The organism is Paenibacillus sp. TCA20, from assembly GCF_000732325.1.
GTDB classification, from domain to species: domain Bacteria; phylum Bacillota; class Bacilli; order Paenibacillales; family Paenibacillaceae; genus Paenibacillus; species Paenibacillus urinalis.
Genome location: NZ_BBIW01000005.1, coordinates 206,194 through 223,792, shown reverse-complemented (window position 1 = coordinate 223,792; position 17,599 = coordinate 206,194). Strand labels below are relative to the sequence as shown.

The window sequence follows — 17,599 nt, the reverse complement described above, 5'->3', positions numbered from 1 at the left end:
AATAGCAAAGCTTATTACTCTCCCCAAGATTTAATTCACATGAGCTTAAACTATGAACTTTCTTCAGTAGAAAACGAAGAGGTTTGTTTCCGATAAGCTGAAGGAGAATGACCTGTCATTTTCTTAAATAATTTTGAAAATAAAAGTGGATCCTCGTAGCCCACCGAGCGTGCAATATCACCAATCGACAAATGAACGTGATGTAAAAGTTCGCATGCTCTGTTCATTCGATACTTGATGAGAAAAGCTTGTATGCTATGACCCGTGTACTCTTTAAATACAGTGCCTAAGTAATTGCGCTGCAAACCGATGCTCCTTGCGATGCCTTCAACCGTAATTCTACTGTCATAATTTAATTTAATAAAATCGATGACTTGGTTTGTGTATTTTTCTTTTGGGCTATGAGAAACTACATTTTTAACTTCAGTGCTTCTTTGTGCCAGTTCACCAAAGTACATATACAAAAGTCCATTTAAATAGATGCTGCGTCCCTGAGCATTCGTATTTGTCCTCAACATCGTTTCAACATACTGAGTTAAGGAGCTGTTATTCATATGAAAAATAGGCACTTCGTTTGAAAGTCCTGCTTCAAGAAGCAAATTTTCAGCAGAAGTTCCATTAAATCCAATCCAGCAATAATGCCACGGACGTTCATGATCTGCTTTATAAAAAGCGACTTTTTCAGGACAGAGAAGGAATCCGTCACCTTTTTTTAGATTGTACCTTTTTCCTTCATATTGAAACACACCTTCACCATCTAGTATATAATGTATTTTGTAGTATTCACGTATGGACGGGCCGAAGGAGTGTCCAGGCTTACAGGCTTCCATACCGAATTGGATTAAATAGAGATCATGCAAATGAGGGTTCGGTGAAATAAATTCGGTCATGCAGATATCTCCTTTGCCGTAGCTTAAACGTTTTGATATATAAATTTAACAGTACCACATTACGTGCATGATCGAATAGATCTCGCATCTTATCCCTAAGAGATAACATACATAAAACCATAAGAGAAACACATTGTGACATTATAAACACTTTTCTTTTCTTGTAAGATCTAACTAGTAATACGAACCTAGTATTTGTTAGTTAATTTGTACACAGAGGAGAAATAGTCATGATATATCTGGCGAATGATCAGCGGTACAATATGATGGAATATGAGCGGTCCGGAAAAAGCGGCATAAAATTTCCTGTTATTTCACTTGGATTATGGCAGAACTTTGGAGGCAATAAACCCTTTGAAGAATCAAGGGCGATGATACGGCGTGCATTTGACCTGGGTATCACACATTTTGATCTAGCCAATAACTATGGTCCCCCTGCAGGATCAGCTGAGGAAACATTTGGGGGAGTACTCAAGAAAGACATGATGCCATATCGCGATGAAATGCTAATATCAACAAAAGCGGGGTATTATATGTGGCCAGGGCCATATGGAGAATGGGGCTCTCGTAAAAATTTGCTGGCGAGTTTGGATCAAAGCTTGAGACGAATGGGAATCGATTACGTTGATATTTTCTATCACCATAGACCTGATACAGATACTCCATTGGAAGAGTCGATGAGCGCTCTTGCACAAGCCGTGAAACAAGGGAAAGCACTATATGTCGGTTTGTCCAACTATGGTCCGGAAGAAACAAGACGAGCTGCTGAAATTCTTAAGGAGCTTGGAACACCGCTCCTTGTTCATCAGCCTAACTATTCTATGCTGAATCTGTGGATTGAGGAGGGTCTAACTGAAGTGCTGCAGCAACAAGGCATAGGATCCATCGCATTTTGTCCGCTTGGTCGTGGCCAATTAACAGGCAAATATGTAGACAAGTTGGAGCATGAATTGAATTCCGGCGAACTCACGTTGAAGCCTCAGGCGGTAACTGCAGAAAGACTCGCTAAATTTCGTGAACTAGAATCCATTGCAGTTCACCGCGGACAAAGCTTGGCACAAATGTCACTTACGTGGGCTTTGCGAAAAGGTGGAGTTACCTCCGTGTTAATCGGAGCAAGCAAGGTAAGCCAGATTGAGGAAAATGCAGCATCCGTATCTTTCCCAGCATTAACCGAAGACGAACTTAAAAAGATCGATAGCGTGCTAGAACAAATAGGGAATTTCCCTTGGTAATGAATGGAACATGTGCTTTAATAGACGTGTGTGAAACAAAATAAAACACTTTCAAGGGAATACCTCTTATCGTAAAGATATGGAGAACAACCTTGGAGGTGTTTTTCATTTGAATTACAGGGAGAGGTGCTACGGATGGTTAACCGATTAATAGAGCGTGATTTTTGTTGCAGAAGAGAAGGGCTGATGATTCGAGGAAAAGAATTCCTGCCACAAGGAGATCATTTACCAGCGATCATTATTAGTCATGGATTTGGTGGAAATTCAATGAATCTGGAATCATACTGCCGAACGTTCGCAGCATGGGGATATGCGACATACTGTTTTGACTTCTGTGGCGGTAGCCCTGATGAAGAGGGAAGAAGTACAGGAAAATCAACGGATATGACTGTACTGACCGAACGTGATGATTTGATAGCCGTTATGGACTATGTTAAAGAGTTAACTTATGTTGATGACAGCAAATTGAAATTAATGGGGTTTAGTCAGGGCGGATTTGTATCGGCGCTTGCCGCTGCCAAACGCGCAAATGAAGTGCACTCAATAATACTTATTTACCCGGCATTTTGTATTCCGGACGATGCCCGAAGAGGTGCATTAGCGAACTCATCCTATGATATCAATTGTGTTCCTGAAATTATAGATTGCGGGAGAATGACTATTGGCAAGATGTTTCATGAGACTGTCGCAGATATGGATCCTTATGAAGAGATCATTCCTTACAAAGGATCTGTACTTCTGATCCATGGCACCTCAGATGAGATTGTACATTACAGTTATTCTGTTCAAGCCCAAAATTCTTATGAAACAGGTCAATGTCAGCTGCAACTCATCAAGGAGGCTGGACATCATTTTACGGAGGAACAAACGGAAAGTATGATTGTTTCCATACATCAATTTTTAAAAGGAAAAAAGGAAGTATTAACGATTGATGTTCTAATTACTGGCAGCGAGGTGAGGAAAGATACGGGAACAGATAAGCAGATTGCTGTCTTTTTTACAGGAAGCAGTGAAAGCCCTTACTTCAAAGGTGATATTGTCCAAGGGGCTGAGGACGTGCAGGATTATCATGAAGGTAACCTGACAAACATTCGAGCAGATTATGCGCTGGAAGGCGTTGACTATGTGGGGGATCACTGCCGAATTCATATTGTGAACCAGCGTGTGAATGGAGAGCTGAAGCCTGTTATACATACAGATAGCAGAGCACTTGATTTTCTTAATCATGCAGATCTGACGGCCTGTATTGAAGGTTTTACAGGTGGACTTACAGTTCGTATTTTCTCATAAGCAGAGTGTGTTGAGGCTAGGGTGCCTAAAGGTGCTCTAGTTCTTCGTGATCATAACGAAACAAATTCGAAACTGGCGAGCAGTTAGGTGCTAAAATATCTTGGAATCAAAAAACAAAGACTGCTGTTATCCAGAAAGACGGGAATCAACTAGTCGCTAAAGTTGGTCCATATGTCAAAATACTAGACGGACGTGTTTATGTTCAGCTCCGTGAAGTGAATGATACGTTTTTTTGATCATGATCCCATTGGATGGTCTTCAAGTCATCTTATGGCAAGTAATAATCATTTTTATGTCTCAGTTGCTCCATTAGAAACGAGTACCGCATTAAAACTGGCTTCGGCATCCATTTCCAACAAAAAAGAACGCGCTGAGCTAGTTGAGAAAGCGAACGGTGCAGAACTTACTGGAGAGCTAACTTGGGAAGGGTTCAATAAATTTAAGGTTAATTATTCTGTTGAATGGAAGACCGGAGACTACTCTTACAGAACTGGAAATATTGAGATTAAATTGAAAAGGTCCGGAGAAAAATGGATTCCATATTCATATCAATACGATGAGTCTTGGGGAGTTGTAGTTCCCTGAATTCCGAAAGCCTGAGGTTCCAGGGCAGGTCGTCAAGATCAATTTACGTACTACAAGCATCCTATCTAAGTTTTCACTTGGAACGGCTGCAAAAGATGAAGAATCAGTGCACTAATGGGAGCAAGATCGATTTCATAAAAAACTAAACGGCCGCTCCCCGGTAAAGTACCGGGGAGCGGCCGCAGCTTAATTCTTGGCTTTTTTGTAATGTCTACTTGACAGGGTTAAGACCAAAGTACGACGCCACCGCCGTATAAAGATCAAGGTGATACTAAACTATTTTCCTTTGGGGAATCCTTTTACTAATTTCCTGTAGGCAAGAGGACTGAGTCTCGTCTTTTTTTTGAATGATTCAATAAAATAACTTTGGCTGCTGAATCCTATTGATTCAGAGATTTCAGAGATAGGAATATCTGTGGACTCCAGAAGTTCAACTGCTCTTGAAACTCGAAATTCCATAAAGTATGTTACGACAAATAATACTTGGATAAAGTACCAGTTTACTTTTTAAAGCTAATTTTGATGAATACAAAGTGATTAATGGGAAGTTTAACGCAACATTCCATTTTTTATAACGTATTAATTTATGGAATTATTGGGCGGTTTGAAAAACTATTTTATAAGGATGAAAGAATGAAAGGACGAAATCCATAATTATGCGTTTATTAACTTTACTTTTTTCATTTATCCTGATAACTGGCGTTATAGGATGTGCACAATCTGACAAAGATACTGTTCAAACTTATATGAATCAAATGAAACAATTAAATCAAGAAAATTCAGTCATCGATACAATCGTTTCAAAAACTGATATGGAAGGGAAGAGTGGAGATATTATAGGATCTCATCGAGATCCTGGTGATGATATCGGAAATATATATAGGATCGTTGATGAACTTGACTCTCTTAATGAAGTCGTTGATAAGCCCCAAATACCTGAATATTATTATGAAATGTTAATAAGTGCACAGGATAAGAACAGCCTAAAAACATTTGATATTAGAATTTTAGTAGACCCTGATATCACTTACATCAAATGGATTGATATTAATTCGAGTGATAAAAAATTGGAAGGTATTCAGATAAATAAAGATTATGAATTATCCGAAAATCTGAAAACTGACATTAAACAAATACTTAACTCGGTTAGTGATTAATGAAGTGTTTGTCTTAAAACAATATTGAGGTGTTGAATGAATTGGCAGTAACCTTTTTTGTCGCAGATTCTTTAGCTGAGTGTGTAAATAATTATGAGATAGTACAATTTGATGAAGATATTCATAGTATCATTTGGAATGACAAAGCAAACTTACCGGAGATTGCAAAAATATTGTATAGTCTAGACCCCTTCGATGTTAAATGTTTTATGGCTTCCGAAGTGGAAGATCTTAAGATCGTTTGTTCCGAGTTGCAGTTGGTGTATAGAGATAATGAGCAGATGATAAACTTTTTTATATCACTTATGAAATTATGCAATATTGCCTGTCAACAAAAGAAGCATATCATTGCAGTAGGGGATTAGTTATCCTAGAGGAATCACATAGGAGTCTAATTACTGTGAACTGCACCCCAATAGTTAGAAATCATCTAACTATTGGGGTGCAGTCTTTTTTACGGGGTTATAATCAAGAACAGTGATGCAGGAGAGTTTATTGACTTAGCGAATACTCTACACATGAAGTTATTTACGAAGCTCGTAGATAAGACGTTAGCCGGAAGAAGTTCTTAGTGTAGGAGGAGTCTATCTGATATTAGAAAAAGTTATAAATAGAATTGTAATACAAAGTGAATATAAGGATTTTGTTGATAAGTATATAGATCATATACTTGCCGAATTTAAAGGTAAGATTCATAGCATTTATATGTGTGGCTCGATTCCAAAAGGAACTGCTAAACCTTTTAAGTCAGATGCAGACTTTACTATTGTATGTGAAAATCCCAAAGATATTGATTACGAAAGATTGACAGCTATTAAAGACAGGCTTTTGGAAGGATATCCAGTTATAACTAAGATTGATACGATCATTTGCTCGATCGACGATGTATTAAGTAAACCAAATGAGTGGGGTTTTTGGGTTAAGATCATTTGTGTTTGCCTATATGGTGATGACGTTGGCGAGAAAGTACCACCGATCATTATTTCTCCAGAGTTCATTTTAGACTTAAATACAGAGACTAAGGAGGAAGTAGTTCGTATACATCGTTCACTTTCTAATGCTAGTGATAACACAATGAAATCTAGATATATTAAAGGTTACTCTAAGAGATTAATTCGTGCATTATATTCTTTGGTTTTAGAAAGATACAGGTGTATGGCAAGATGACATTATTAAGATGAAGAATGCCATATTAAACTATTGTGAGATTGACTCCGCTTTAGTTGAATATCTGTATGCATGTTACATGGATAGTAATGTACCTGTTGAAGAGTTTCTGGGAATTGCAGAAGAAGTATATAGCTATTTTGAGAACGCCTTAAATGCAATGGCTGATTCCAGAACTTCCTTCAGCTAACAGAATTTTTACAATTCTGGTCACTCTGAGCAGCCAGCGACCAGACTCAAAATGTCCAACGCCGCCCGAACAGGTTAGCTCAGATAAAAACTCATAAGTAAACTACCTACCAATGTTAAAATCGGTTGTGCCACTACATTAGCCAGTTAAATGAAATGCATCTCTGTCACCTATGATATTATGAAAATAAAGTAAGAAAAAATAGTTAAAGGATGTTGAGTTAGGATGACTAATCGTGCAATGAACATTGTCGTAAAAGAATATGATGCCAATTGGGTTCATCAATTTCAAAAGGAAGCAAGATTGATCCGGAAAGTTCTTGAAGGCGAAATCCTAGAAATTTATCATATTGGCAGCACAGCGGTGCCAGGTCTCAAGGCTAAACCAATCATTGATATCATGCCAGTGGTTAACAAGATTGAGAACGTGGATGGATTTAATTCAAAGATGATTGATATCGGTTATGAACCCCTTGGAGAGTTTGGGATGGCTGGAAGGAGATATTTTCGTAAAGGAGGAGAAAACAGGACTCATCAGGTGCACTTTTTTCAAGTTGATCATGTATATGAGATCGAACGCCATATCGCTGTTCGGGATTATTTAAAATCGCATCTAAAGGACGTGCAAGAATACGGAGAGTTGAAAGTACATTTAGCCAAGCGATTTCCCAAAGACATCGAAGGATATAGTGTTGGTAAAGATGCATTTGTAAAAGATTTGGAAAGGAGAGCATTATTGTGGTGGCAGGAAAGAATTCAGTAAGAGTAAAAAATATTAAAGACTGCTTATTCGGAAAGTTACATTCATCTTAGATGGTAAAGCAGTCATTACAATAGGTATCCACTTTCGTTTCTTCGAAGCAATTACTGCATGTGCAGCTCCTTTTTTCGGTTATACGTTCTTCCGAGGCTCAAATCCAACCCTTGTTTAGAGCAATTGCAACGGCATCGATCCGATTCTTCGCCTCGAGTTTCTGAAGGATCTCTGAGATGTAATTACGGATGGTAGCGGGAGACAAATATAATAGCTTGCTAATTTCGCTCACCGAATATCCGGCTCTCAAATAGGATAGAAGCTCTGACTCCCGATTCGTTAAAGGATTCAGTTCTTCGCTCATGGAGAAGGTGAGGAGTGGACTGAATACGCGACTACCCTTATAAATTTTGCGTAAAGATACGGCAAGTTCCGATACGGGGGCGTCCTTTAGGAAATACCCCATCACTCCAGCTTGAATTGCTCGCTGATAATATCCGCTTTTGGCAAAAGTCGTCACGATGGCGATCCGGCATTTACTGCCCTCTGCCATAAGCTGTTCAGCTACGTCCAGTCCGCTTAATAGCGGCATTTCAATATCTAGTACGGCAATATCCGGCGACAGCTTTCGGATCAGCTGCAAGGCTAGCTCGCCATTGTCGGATTCTCCGACGATTTCGATGTCCGGTTCCATACCGAGGAGCCGGCTTATGGCGCTTCTTAACATTCCTTGGTCCTCTGCAATGACAATCTTCACCCTGTTTCCTCCTTGGCCCGCGTTCGGTGATGAGGGATGGCAATCGTCACTTTCGTGCGATTCTCAGCATCAGAATCCAGTTCCAGTGTTCCTCCTATTAAAGATAACCGTTCCTTCATGCCCAGCAGACCGGCACCCCATTTCTCCGTTTGATTCTGACCCTTCGCGATGCCGATCCCATTGTCACAAGTGAGTAACAAATAGCGTTCCTTATCTTCCAGGAGCTGAATGGAACATTTTCCTGCCCCGCTATGTTTGACGACATTGGTTATACATTCCCGCAAGCACATGCCAAGAACATTCTGTACGATAGGCATCATTCTTTCCGCGTCCATCCGTACGTGCGTTTCGGCCTCAATGCCGGCAGTTTGAAGAATATGCACAGCACGATGAAGTTCATCTCGGATATCGATGGATTGCATATCATTAACCATTTCCCGGACCTGCAGCAAGGCCGCCCTAGATATCCGCTGAATATCACCGACTTCAATTAGAGCCTCATTGGGACTAGATCGAATGAGTCTCTCCACCAGCTCGCCCTTTACAGTAATCATGGAGAACGTCTGGCCCAGCGTATCGTGCAAATCTCTTGCAATGCGTGCTCTCTCCGCATATTTCACATTTTCTGCGCTGGCATGAGTAAGCTTCATCTGCATCTCGTAAGAGACTTGGTACAGTTTGGACACATAGGGAAGGACGATCAATGCGATAGAGATGGGCAGCCACTCGAACCGAAGAGGTTCGTCAGACAGGTAAGCGGACAGGCAGACCGCGATTGTAAAACAGCCTGCCATGAAACCGACCAGACAGGAAATTCTGCGATACGAGACAAGCATCGACATGGCTAAGGAAGGGTAAAAGCCGAAGCTCATATGCCATGGAGTATGAACAAGGATGAAGTAGGAAACGACAATAAGCTGAATGCAGATATTTATCTCACGGTGCTTCGTATATAGCAGGCTCCTCCAATAACAGAAGGCAAGCAGCAAAAATAGGAATTTATCCAGCCATGCTTCTTGAAGCGGTGTGAAACCATATAAATAGACTGCCGGTATAATCAGAGGTACGAAGGCAAGCCATTTTCTTGAAATCGTATTCATAACACGTTCCTATCGTTTTAATTTGGAGAGCGCGCTTAGTAAGCCAGGTTGGAATCCACGCAATCGACAGGGAGGCTGTTAGCGCATGAAGCGTGTTTGCAATCCCTGCAATATTGGGTTCAGATGGATAAGCCCAGTCATACAGCGATAGAAGTAGTGCCCCCAGAACGGTGACTAGCCCATAGTAGAACCTTGGTTTAGAAGTCCTATCCTGGATCTTGTTATAAATAAAGGCGCCTATTACATTGACGACGATTGACGCAATCATGATTGAGAAGGGATTCAGCTGTTCAAACCGAAGATCCAGCAGCGCACACAAGACATAATATAGAATAATACACATGATCCCGGAAAGGAATCCTACACTTATACCAACCTTAAAGATTCTGTTCATTTCGTCACCCACTTCATAAGGTTTTGATTACAACCTTAGTGTATCAGCGTCAAAAATCGGAATGTAGTTATAAATATCATTTTTTTGACTCAGCCCTAGACAGGCAGCGAATTATACCCGAATATAATAACGTATATAACTAGACACGAAGGAGAGATCGTTTTGGAAAAGAGATCTATCGACCGACTTGAAGGGTTCGTCCAAGCAATTCCCGCAAAAATCGAACAATTGGGCTGCGAGCATATGAGGGTTCCACGGTCCGAAGGGAAATGGTCCAGACTGCAAATCCTGGGTCATCTGTGCGATTCGGCCATTCATAATTTGATTCGGTTCATTGACGCCCAGCATACATCGGGAAGATATACGGTAACTTCATATAACCAAGATGCTTGGGTTGTGGCGCAACGCTATGAAACGGCTTCGGTGGAGGAGGTCCTGGCGCTCTGGGAGAGTGTAAATCTCTCTATTCTTAGAGTCATTTCCTCTATCCCTGAAGAATCGTTATCTTCAAGTCAGGTGCTGCTGCCGGATGGGGAGATCCGAACCTTGTTGTGGCTAGTGGATGATTATGTCGAGCATCTGAATCATCATCTCCGGCAAATTCTCGATGTCGACTGATTCTGAGTTGAAAAGGGCCCAATGAAATGTTACGTAAAATTAACGGCATTCCTTTCAAGACGTTAAGTATGATGCTAAAAGAGCTCGAAGCGGACGGCTTGATTCTCCGCAAAGATTATGCCCAAATTCCCCCGAAGGTTGAATATTCCTTATCGGAACTAGGGCAATCGATCATTCCAATTTTACATATGATGTGTGAGTGGGGAGAGAAAAACAGGAGGCTTGATTAAACCTCCTGAAGAGTGTATGCCTTACAGAGTGTCTATAAAGCGAAGATATTCATGTGCTCTCACTTCCAATAGGTTGGTCGTCGGTCTATTGTCTTCGACTGTTGACGCTTCGTCGCCCTCCTTACCATAAACAGCAAAGAACGAGCGGTAGTCTGAATTGCAGTAATGGAACGTTGTTTCAAATGGTGCTAGCAGTTGCTCTAACGAATATTTGTATTTCCCGTCAGAACTATATTCCTCTCGTCTTATCCCGGTTGACACGGCTAGAGCGACTTTTCGATGTTTCATTTGGTTACCGCTGCTTGAACCATAGCCCCAGCCGTAAGTCAATACATCATCAAGCCATTTTTTCAACAGTGGCGGGCAATTGAACCAGAAGATCGGGAACTGAAATACTAGATTTGCATGCGATTCTACCAATCTCTGTTCGCTCTTTACATCAATGTTCCCGTCGGGGTATGTCTTGTACAAATCATGGACGGTATACTTCTCCGGAAACTTATTTAATTCTTCTACCAGCCGTTTATTAATCGTTGACGTTTCTAAGTTTGGGTGCGTTACAATCACCAGGGTTTTCATGTGACCCCTCCTTTATTCATGAGTATAATGGCGATTGCCTCAAATTATAAGTACGCACATTTTTTTCAGGTACTTACCAAAAGGTAACCGGCGGCTTTACAAGAACTGATAAAAATAGGAGGACTCAGGCCAGAGTTCAGCTTATTATGCTCAACAGCGTTAAGGCGAAGAAGAACTTGGTGCAGCAAATAAGTCGCGGAAATGAAGTGACCCCCAAAAGTTAGACACGGTTATTTCTTCAGGCAGCTTTCTCAAAATGAGTTCGGTACTGTACCGGACTCATTTTGATTTTTGCCTTCAACCGTTTGGTATTGTAGTATTTAATGTATTTTTCCAGTTCCTTCTTGAAATGCTCTACACTTTCAAACTTTTTGTAGTATAAAAACTCCGACTTGAGAATGCCAAAGAAATTCTCAATGACGGCGTTGTCATAACAATTCCCTCTTCGTGACATGCTTTGAAGAATGCCTCTCGACTTCAGCACATGGCAATACGTCTTCATTTGGTAATGCCATCCTTGATCTGAATGAAGGAGAAGACGGTGCTTCTCCGGCAGACGCTTCAGTCCTGTATCAAGCATCTCAGATACCAGAGAATAGGTTGATCGTGAACCGATGGTATAGGTGATAATCTCTCCGTTGAATAAGTCCAAAATGGGGGAAAGATACAGCTTTTCTCCAAATAACTTAAACTCCGTGATGTCCGTCACCCACTTCTCATTTTTGGCGCCTCAGCCGTGAACTGGCGATCCAGATGATTCGGTGCAGTCTTGCCGACTGTCCCTTTATATGACTTATACTTTTTCATGCGCACCAGGCATTTAAGGCCCATCTTCTTCATAAGCTGCTGAATCTTTTTGTGGCTTACTTTCCTTCCGCGAATTTCCAGTTCATCACGAATACGGCGATATCCGTAACGACCCTCATGCTCCATGTAAATGGACTGGATTTCAGATTCTAAATCAGCATTCGAATCGGGTTGACTCATTCTTTTTATAAGGTTGTAATAGGTGCTGCGCGGAATACCAGCCAGCTGTATGAGTGCCACCACCGGATATTTATGCCTTAGCTCCCAGACAACTTGTGCTTTGTCCTGTTTGGTGACTTTTCCTTGTTTCGAACTAAGGCATTCAACTTTTTTAGATACTCATTTTCCATTTCAAGCTGCTTGATACGCTCTTCGAGTGCTTCCACAGACCTTTCAACTACGGATCGTTTGGTAGACGAATTAGGATTTTTTTCATGGATAGACGCCCCTTCTTTTTTGGCTCAAGGGCTTCTAGACCGCCTGTCTCCATCTTTCTCTGCCAGGAATACAACATGGAGAAGTCCGGGAGCTTAAACAGAGCAGCGGTATCCATGAGAGAGGCGTTGGATTGAGCCATATAATTGAGTACGTCCAGTTTAAAGCTTGTCGAATAATTTGTATAGCCGTTAGTAAAGACAGACACACCATGCATCTCATAGAGCTTCAACCAATATTGAAATTGAGACTTGGTAACTCCCATTTGATTTGAGTATTCTGTTTGCGATAAATGTTCAGCGTTATACCCTTGAACTATCGCCAATTTTTTATCGCCAGTAAACTTAGTCATAAAAAAATGCACCTCCAACTGTTAGAGTGTGTCTAACAATTGGGGTGCAGTTCATTTTAGCGGCTTTTTTATTTTATCGACACAAGTTCTTGTCCCAGCATCAAAGTTGACAGGAGTTGCATCATTAAATATACTTAATATAGTAACTAACAAAAATACATTAACAAAGATTTATTAATAGAACATAGATTTCACAAGAGCGGAGAAAAGAGGATGAACATATGGAACAATACCGGATTGATACAAACAACGGTTTAGAGTTTGGACTATATACATTGGGGGATCATTTAGCTAATCCTGAAACGGGTAAGCGGATATCTGCCAAACAGCGTATACAGGAAATCATTGAATTGGCGAAGCTTGCAGAACAAGCAGGCATTGAATTTTTTAGTGTTGGAGAGAGCCATCAGGAATATTTTGCAACTCAGGCCCACAGTGTTGTCCTGGCAGCCATAGCACAGGCTACAACTACAATGAAAATAGGCAGCTCATCTACAATAATAAGCACCTCTGATCCAGTCAGGGTGTACGAAGATTTTGCAACGATTGATCTTATATCGAATGGCCGATCTGAGATCATTGCAGGTCGTGCTTCTCGAGTAGGGTTATATCAGTTATTAGGATATGATCTCAACGATTATGAGGAGTTATTCGAAGAAAAGTTTGATTTGTTATTGAAGATAAACGAGAATGAAGTGCTGAATTGGAAAGGCGAATATCGTGCTCCTCTTAACCAAGCAAGAATTCTCCCGCGACCTGAAGAAGGCTATCTACCTATATGGAGAGCCGTAGGGGGAACCCCTGCCAGTGCAATTAAAGCAGGTGTTGCAGGAGTACCTATGTTTTTGGCTCATCTCGGAGGACCTGCAGTGTTATTTAAAAGATCAATCGATGCTTATCGAGAAGCTGCACGTCAAAATGGACATGATCCGTCGAAATTACCTGTAGCAACCGCCGGTTTCTTTTATGTAGATGAAACGACGCAAAAGGCCCAAAGAGCCTATTATCCTTATATTAATGAGGGAATGAAATTAACCAATGGACGTGGGTTTCCAAAACAGGCATTTGCACAAGGAGCTGACTCCCGTGATGTTATGAATATTGGCAGCCCACAAGAAATCATTGAGAAGATCCTATACCAGCACGAACTCTTTGGGCATCAGAGATATATTGCGCAAATGGATTTTGGTGGAGTTCCTTTTAAGAACTTAATGAAGAACATCGATATCATTGGCAATGAAATTTTACCAGCGATAAAGAAGCATACAGTTAAAAAATAAGACATTGGAGGTCAGTAGTATGAAAGTTGTCGTATTGTCCGGTTCGAAGATCGGCTCCAAAACCAGAATCGCTATGAATTACACCGTAAACTCGATTCACAATAAGTATCCGGATGCTGATGTTACATTATTAGATCTGGCTCTCTTTGATGTTCAATTCAGTGATGGACGGAATTATATGGAGTATGAAGGAGACACGAAATTCGTCATTCAAACCGTTATGGAGGCAGATGTGATTGTGATTGGAACTCCTATTTTCCAAGCCTCCATTCCAGCGACACTGAAAAATATATTTGATTTGGCACCTGAAAAAGCCTTCCAAGGGAAGGTAATAAGCATGATCATTACGGCAGGCTCTCAGCGACACTTTCTCGTTGCAGAACAACAATTAAAGCCCATTTTGACTTTCATGAAAGCTCAAATGGTATCAACCTATGTTTTTATTGAAGAAAAGGATTTCCTTCGCAAAGAGATTGTGAATGATGATGTCTTATTTCGTATAGACCGCTTAGTGGAAGATACCTTCGTATTAGCGGAGACTTACACTAAGATCCTAGAGGCTGAAGAAGCGAAATATGGATTTTAAAGGAGCCAATGATGATGACTAATAAGGAGATTACGGCTGAGTCCCTGACTCCTGACAACAGATTCGTTAGTGAGTTAGTAATACAGGGAGATATGGAGAGAATTACACAACTGTATGGACACCCATATACTATTAAGGGGACCGTGGTACATGGTCAAGCACTGGGAAGAACGCTAGGCTATCCAACCATAAATCTTGGAGGGGAAGCTGACCTCTATGTATCTCCAAAACCCGGAATCTATTTCGGGACTTCAGTAATATTAGAAGGAGATCGGGAGACTGAGCAATATAACGCCATAATAAGCGCTGGCAACCGTCCTACTGTGGGTGGAGAATCTTATTTTATTGAAGCCTTTTTATTAGACTATTCAGGCGATTTGTATGGGCGAAAGGTATTACTTGAATTCTTAAAATATGTGAGGAAAGAAATAACATTTGAAAATCTTGATCAGTTAATGAAGCAAATGAAGCTAGATGAAAATCACGCGAGACATTACTTTAGCCATAGAAACACTGAATAAATCAATGAAATTATGAAGAATCTGCTAATACGATTGCGAAGTGGAAGACGGGTTTTCATTCACGAAATCGACTGGATTATATCATACTCTTCAATCTCAGTAGTCAGGGCATTAGCAGAGTCGGAAAGTAATCTTAAAAAGTCCATTTCTCAAAGCAAAGAAACAGATAGAAAAATGTACTTTTTTCGTATTGAAGATAAATTTTTGAGCACTCACATTGGGGAAATAGGATATACAGTAAACGAAATTACTCCACTCGGAAAAATCTTAGAGGTGGGCTATTTTATCAAACCACTGTTTTGGGGAAAAGGGTACACTTCAGAGGCATTAGAAGAAGTTATACGTTTTGCATTCGAAGAAAATAATGTTTTAGAATCTCATGCGGATGCTTGAAAGAAAACATTGCCTCTGAAAAAGTGATGATTAAGGAGGCCGAATTCAAATCGCTTGTTTGGCACAATGGTCAAATAAAAGATAGAGTTGTTTACCGATTGCTGCGCAACGAGTAGAGTAATTAATCAATAGCATAATCAATAGATATTCCAATTCACTCCTTAAAAAATGGAATTTGGGTACTGGAAAAGGTATGGAGGGACAAAAACATGTTCCGATCAGCGATTAGGTATATAACTAATCGGTTTCTGTATGTTATATTCATTTTAATGAGGGACAGATTTGAGGAGGAATACGGATGAAAGAGGAAGAAGATATGGCCCCAGGATGGGATGCCATTGAAGATGCGATGACCAAGCTATACGGAAGTCAGATGCCTATGCACTACGGCTCGTCGCTGCCTGCTATGTTCGGAGGTGATCCGCTGGACGGCATCAGTGTATATAAAGCGGACCATCCTGCGCCGCATTGGCATATGGTGACTTTTGGATTCACGGAGCTGTACGGCAAGGAGAAGGAGGATAAGGAGCATAGCGGTTTCGGCTTTGAGCTGACCTTCAGGCTGAAGCGCAGCGAGACGGAGGAGCAGCCTCCGGCATGGGCTATTGACCTACTGCAAAACATGGGAAGGTATATATACAAAAGCGGAAACCGATTCCAGTCGGGCGATTACTTGGATACCAATGGTCCAATCTGCTTGGGTTCGGATACAAAGCTTACAGCGCTATGCTATACGGAGGATCCGGAGCTGCCTTCGATAGAAACGCCAAATGGGCGTATGGAGTTTATTCAAATGATTGGCATTACAGGGGATGAACGAGATGCGATGCAGACGTGGAATTCGCATGCCATGCTGAAAATCTGCGAGCCATATATGCCTTACTATATAACGGATCTAGAGCGCTCATCTTTGCTGATGCTGCCTGCGGTTGCCACAGCGGTGGAGGAAGGCTTGAAGCGTGACGGGTCGAATACGGGCTTCCTGTATGTCAGCCAATTAGGCTGGGAGCCGCCCGTGAAACGACTGTTAAGAAAATCGCCGGCGGTGCTTACGCTTGGCGCCAAGCAGGCAGAGATTATCGGCAAGATGCTTTCGGGCCGCATTTTGAAGCAAAACCCTCTGTATCTCTCAGGTCCGAACGTTCGGGTAGCATTAGAGCCGGGAGATAATCCGGTGATTGAAGAAGGTCCGGAGCACATTCGTATCGTACTGGATGCGACAACCGTTGCCGAGCTGTCAAGCAAGCTGCGGCCGAAGGAGGAGCTTATTAAGCTATCCGCCTTTAAGGGTCTAACCGTTCAGGTAGCCAAAACGTATATTAAAGACCAGCAAGACAATGTGGTAGAGACGATTGGTTAAAAGTTAACTTATATTAAGGCTAAGAATAGGGCTTCTTAAAGGTCAGCAGAATGACTGTTAAGAGGCTTTATTGCTTGTTAAGGGCTTGTCTGCATCGGTATTATGGACTTAAATGAGCCTCTGTTTAATCTTTCCCATTCACTGTCGGACGGCATTCTGCAGTAAAACTGAATAACTTAAAAACACTTAAACAAGCCTGTCTTTATACATAGACAGGCTTGTTTATACTTTTAATATATCAAGTTAAACGAAGAGTAACTTATCATCGTTCGACCGTTAGCCCACGTACACTTTTAAGTTCAATAGCCCTGTAAGTCCTGATATAATCGCTTCAAAGCTTTTGTCAACCTAGAATTTAAGCTGCCTCTTGATAACGAAGATTTTCTGAGTACTACTGATGGTTGTCGACTTTTTGAGCATCCTCAATTTGGCTCTGAAAATGATATATATGTCTTAGATGAAGTGTTAACACAGAAAGAAATTATTAACTCAAACTATGGGAAACCTGAACTTCTAAATGTCGCTTATATTTTACAAGATTACATTTTCATGAATCTACAAGAAGCAGAAGAGGGCAAACCAACCTACATGTATGTGAAATATTGTTATTCGCCTGTAGAATATATGAGAAGTTTGAATTGCGACTTTCAAACATGGTTAGATCGATTTATAGTATAAATATTGGGATTGGTTATAAGAATGTACTTTGGAGCAGCTTCATCGGCCGCTTTTTTAGTGTGAAGAAGAAACCTATAGCCCCTCATTTGCTCCCGAAACGGACGATCGGAGGATCAGGATAGAGCCTGCAGAGTTTTGTCCTACGGGGAATGCAGGAACTTCACGCGCTGATCCGATCCTTTCCCGAGCGGGGTATTATAGTCGTTCATTAGAACAATAATTTAGTTTATCCATATTGAATA

18 protein-coding genes and 4 pseudogenes are annotated in these 17,599 nt (G+C 41.0%); 15 read left to right on the top strand and 7 right to left on the bottom strand.

The annotated features are described in order from the left end of the window. Positions 1-50: 50 nt before the first annotated feature. Positions 51-890: an AraC family transcriptional regulator gene (locus TCA2_RS11970; RefSeq protein WP_047911829.1), complete on the bottom strand. Its 840-nt coding sequence runs from the start codon at positions 888-890 to the stop codon at positions 51-53. Positions 891-1,120: 230 nt separating this feature from the next. Between TCA2_RS11970 and TCA2_RS11965 the strand changes: the two genes are divergently transcribed. The 4 genes and pseudogenes from TCA2_RS11965 to TCA2_RS11955 all read left to right on the top strand — a co-directional run bounded on the left by TCA2_RS11965 (position 1,121) and on the right by TCA2_RS11955 (position 4,000). Then, positions 1,121-2,125: an aldo/keto reductase gene (locus TCA2_RS11965; protein WP_047911828.1), complete on the top strand. Its 1,005-nt coding sequence runs from the start codon at positions 1,121-1,123 to the stop codon at positions 2,123-2,125. A 135-nt stretch (positions 2,126-2,260) separates the two neighbouring features. Then, positions 2,261-3,415, top strand: a complete 1,155-nt coding sequence (locus TCA2_RS11960; protein ID WP_047911827.1) for a S9 family peptidase — start codon at positions 2,261-2,263, stop codon at positions 3,413-3,415. Between the two features lie 86 nt (positions 3,416-3,501). Beyond that, positions 3,502-3,651, top strand: a pseudogene (locus TCA2_RS28015) (stalk domain-containing protein); the annotation flags it as partial. Positions 3,652-3,685: 34 nt separating this feature from the next. Next, positions 3,686-4,000 carry a hypothetical protein gene (locus TCA2_RS11955; protein ID WP_047911826.1) on the top strand — a complete coding sequence of 105 codons (315 nt, stop codon included), beginning with the start codon at positions 3,686-3,688 and terminating at the stop codon, positions 3,998-4,000. 276 nt (positions 4,001-4,276) lie between these two features. Here TCA2_RS11955 and TCA2_RS28010 read toward each other — a convergent pair whose 3' ends face one another. Continuing rightward, positions 4,277-4,459 (bottom strand): AraC family transcriptional regulator, encoded by a 183-nt coding sequence (locus tag TCA2_RS28010; protein WP_081872460.1) that lies wholly within the window; start codon positions 4,457-4,459, stop codon positions 4,277-4,279. A 197-nt stretch (positions 4,460-4,656) separates the two neighbouring features. Between TCA2_RS28010 and TCA2_RS11950 the strand changes: the two genes are divergently transcribed. The 4 genes and pseudogenes from TCA2_RS11950 to TCA2_RS11935 all read left to right on the top strand — a co-directional run bounded on the left by TCA2_RS11950 (position 4,657) and on the right by TCA2_RS11935 (position 7,276). Then, positions 4,657-5,157: a hypothetical protein gene (locus TCA2_RS11950; RefSeq protein WP_047911825.1), complete on the top strand. Its 501-nt coding sequence runs from the start codon at positions 4,657-4,659 to the stop codon at positions 5,155-5,157. A 41-nt stretch (positions 5,158-5,198) separates the two neighbouring features. Beyond that, entirely contained in the window at positions 5,199-5,522 is a 324-nt protein-coding gene (locus TCA2_RS11945) for a hypothetical protein (protein WP_047911824.1), read from the top strand. Positions 5,523-5,745: 223 nt separating this feature from the next. After that, positions 5,746-6,514: pseudogene (locus TCA2_RS11940) on the top strand (nucleotidyltransferase domain-containing protein). A 225-nt stretch (positions 6,515-6,739) separates the two neighbouring features. Then, a complete protein-coding gene (locus tag TCA2_RS11935) occupies positions 6,740-7,276 on the top strand; it encodes a GrpB family protein (protein WP_238546363.1) in 537 nt (178 codons plus the stop codon). Positions 7,277-7,424: 148 nt separating this feature from the next. Here TCA2_RS11935 and TCA2_RS11930 read toward each other — a convergent pair whose 3' ends face one another. The 3 genes from TCA2_RS11930 to TCA2_RS26925 are packed head-to-tail and all read right to left on the bottom strand — an operon-like array spanning position 7,425 to position 9,518. Continuing rightward, complete coding sequence (locus TCA2_RS11930; RefSeq protein WP_081872458.1) at positions 7,425-8,024, bottom strand: response regulator transcription factor; 600 nt, start codon at positions 8,022-8,024, stop codon at positions 7,425-7,427. Beyond that, positions 8,021-9,124 carry a sensor histidine kinase gene (locus TCA2_RS11925; RefSeq protein WP_081872456.1) on the bottom strand — a complete coding sequence of 368 codons (1,104 nt, stop codon included), beginning with the start codon at positions 9,122-9,124 and terminating at the stop codon, positions 8,021-8,023. The genes TCA2_RS11930 and TCA2_RS11925 overlap by 4 nt, the downstream gene beginning before the upstream one ends. Then, a complete protein-coding gene (locus TCA2_RS26925) occupies positions 9,024-9,518 on the bottom strand; it encodes a hypothetical protein (protein WP_047911823.1) in 495 nt (164 codons plus the stop codon). Before TCA2_RS26925 ends, TCA2_RS11925 begins: the two co-directional genes overlap by 101 nt. Before the next feature lie 162 nt (positions 9,519-9,680). On the opposite strand from TCA2_RS26925, the gene TCA2_RS11915 reads away from it, so the two are divergent. After that, the gene (locus TCA2_RS11915) at positions 9,681-10,136 is read left to right on the top strand and encodes a DinB family protein (RefSeq protein ID WP_047911822.1); all 456 of its coding nucleotides are present in this window, start codon (positions 9,681-9,683) and stop codon (positions 10,134-10,136) included. Positions 10,137-10,156: 20 nt separating this feature from the next. Then, a pseudogene (locus TCA2_RS11910) lies at positions 10,157-10,366 on the top strand (winged helix-turn-helix transcriptional regulator); the annotation flags it as partial. Positions 10,367-10,387: 21 nt separating this feature from the next. On the opposite strand, the gene TCA2_RS11905 reads toward TCA2_RS11910, so the two are convergent. Then, complete coding sequence (locus TCA2_RS11905; RefSeq protein WP_047911821.1) at positions 10,388-10,945, bottom strand: NAD(P)H-dependent oxidoreductase; 558 nt, start codon at positions 10,943-10,945, stop codon at positions 10,388-10,390. Between the two features lie 238 nt (positions 10,946-11,183). Next, positions 11,184-12,539, bottom strand: a pseudogene (locus TCA2_RS26645) (IS3 family transposase). Between the two features lie 221 nt (positions 12,540-12,760). Here TCA2_RS26645 and TCA2_RS11890 point away from each other — a divergent pair. The 5 genes from TCA2_RS11890 to TCA2_RS11870 all read left to right on the top strand — a co-directional run bounded on the left by TCA2_RS11890 (position 12,761) and on the right by TCA2_RS11870 (position 16,679). Then, positions 12,761-13,819 carry an LLM class flavin-dependent oxidoreductase gene (locus tag TCA2_RS11890; RefSeq protein ID WP_047911820.1) on the top strand — a complete coding sequence of 353 codons (1,059 nt, stop codon included), beginning with the start codon at positions 12,761-12,763 and terminating at the stop codon, positions 13,817-13,819. Between the two features lie 19 nt (positions 13,820-13,838). Continuing rightward, complete coding sequence (locus TCA2_RS11885; RefSeq protein WP_047911819.1) at positions 13,839-14,405, top strand: NADPH-dependent FMN reductase; 567 nt, start codon at positions 13,839-13,841, stop codon at positions 14,403-14,405. Between the two features lie 14 nt (positions 14,406-14,419). After that, complete coding sequence (locus tag TCA2_RS11880) at positions 14,420-14,926, top strand: riboflavin kinase (RefSeq protein WP_052511941.1); 507 nt, start codon at positions 14,420-14,422, stop codon at positions 14,924-14,926. Between the two features lie 33 nt (positions 14,927-14,959). Continuing rightward, entirely contained in the window at positions 14,960-15,319 is a 360-nt protein-coding gene (locus TCA2_RS26640; protein WP_238546362.1) for a GNAT family N-acetyltransferase, read from the top strand. A gap of 298 nt (positions 15,320-15,617) precedes the next feature. Beyond that, positions 15,618-16,679, top strand: a complete 1,062-nt coding sequence (locus TCA2_RS11870; RefSeq protein ID WP_047911818.1) for a suppressor of fused domain protein — start codon at positions 15,618-15,620, stop codon at positions 16,677-16,679. Positions 16,680-17,599: the final 920 nt, after the last annotated feature.

What these genes read in the sequence shown, in the direction of transcription:
- TCA2_RS11970 (WP_047911829.1), bottom strand. Translation starts at nt 890, where the DNA reads ATGACCGAATTTATTTCACCGAACCCTCATTTGCATGATCTCTATTTA.
- TCA2_RS11965 (WP_047911828.1), top strand. Translation starts at nt 1,121, where the DNA reads ATGATATATCTGGCGAATGATCAGCGGTACAATATGATGGAATATGAG.
- TCA2_RS11960 (WP_047911827.1), top strand. Translation starts at nt 2,261, where the DNA reads ATGGTTAACCGATTAATAGAGCGTGATTTTTGTTGCAGAAGAGAAGGG.
- TCA2_RS11955 (WP_047911826.1), top strand. Translation starts at nt 3,686, where the DNA reads ATGGCAAGTAATAATCATTTTTATGTCTCAGTTGCTCCATTAGAAACG.
- TCA2_RS28010 (WP_081872460.1), bottom strand. Translation starts at nt 4,459, where the DNA reads ATGGAATTTCGAGTTTCAAGAGCAGTTGAACTTCTGGAGTCCACAGAT.
- TCA2_RS11950 (WP_047911825.1), top strand. Translation starts at nt 4,657, where the DNA reads ATGCGTTTATTAACTTTACTTTTTTCATTTATCCTGATAACTGGCGTT.
- TCA2_RS11935 (WP_238546363.1), top strand. Translation starts at nt 6,740, where the DNA reads ATGACTAATCGTGCAATGAACATTGTCGTAAAAGAATATGATGCCAAT.
- TCA2_RS11925 (WP_081872456.1), bottom strand. Translation starts at nt 9,124, where the DNA reads ATGAATACGATTTCAAGAAAATGGCTTGCCTTCGTACCTCTGATTATA.
- TCA2_RS26925 (WP_047911823.1), bottom strand. Translation starts at nt 9,518, where the DNA reads ATGAACAGAATCTTTAAGGTTGGTATAAGTGTAGGATTCCTTTCCGGG.
- TCA2_RS11905 (WP_047911821.1), bottom strand. Translation starts at nt 10,945, where the DNA reads ATGAAAACCCTGGTGATTGTAACGCACCCAAACTTAGAAACGTCAACG.
- TCA2_RS11890 (WP_047911820.1), top strand. Translation starts at nt 12,761, where the DNA reads ATGGAACAATACCGGATTGATACAAACAACGGTTTAGAGTTTGGACTA.
- TCA2_RS11885 (WP_047911819.1), top strand. Translation starts at nt 13,839, where the DNA reads ATGAAAGTTGTCGTATTGTCCGGTTCGAAGATCGGCTCCAAAACCAGA.
- TCA2_RS11880 (WP_052511941.1), top strand. Translation starts at nt 14,420, where the DNA reads ATGACTAATAAGGAGATTACGGCTGAGTCCCTGACTCCTGACAACAGA.
- TCA2_RS11870 (WP_047911818.1), top strand. Translation starts at nt 15,618, where the DNA reads ATGAAAGAGGAAGAAGATATGGCCCCAGGATGGGATGCCATTGAAGAT.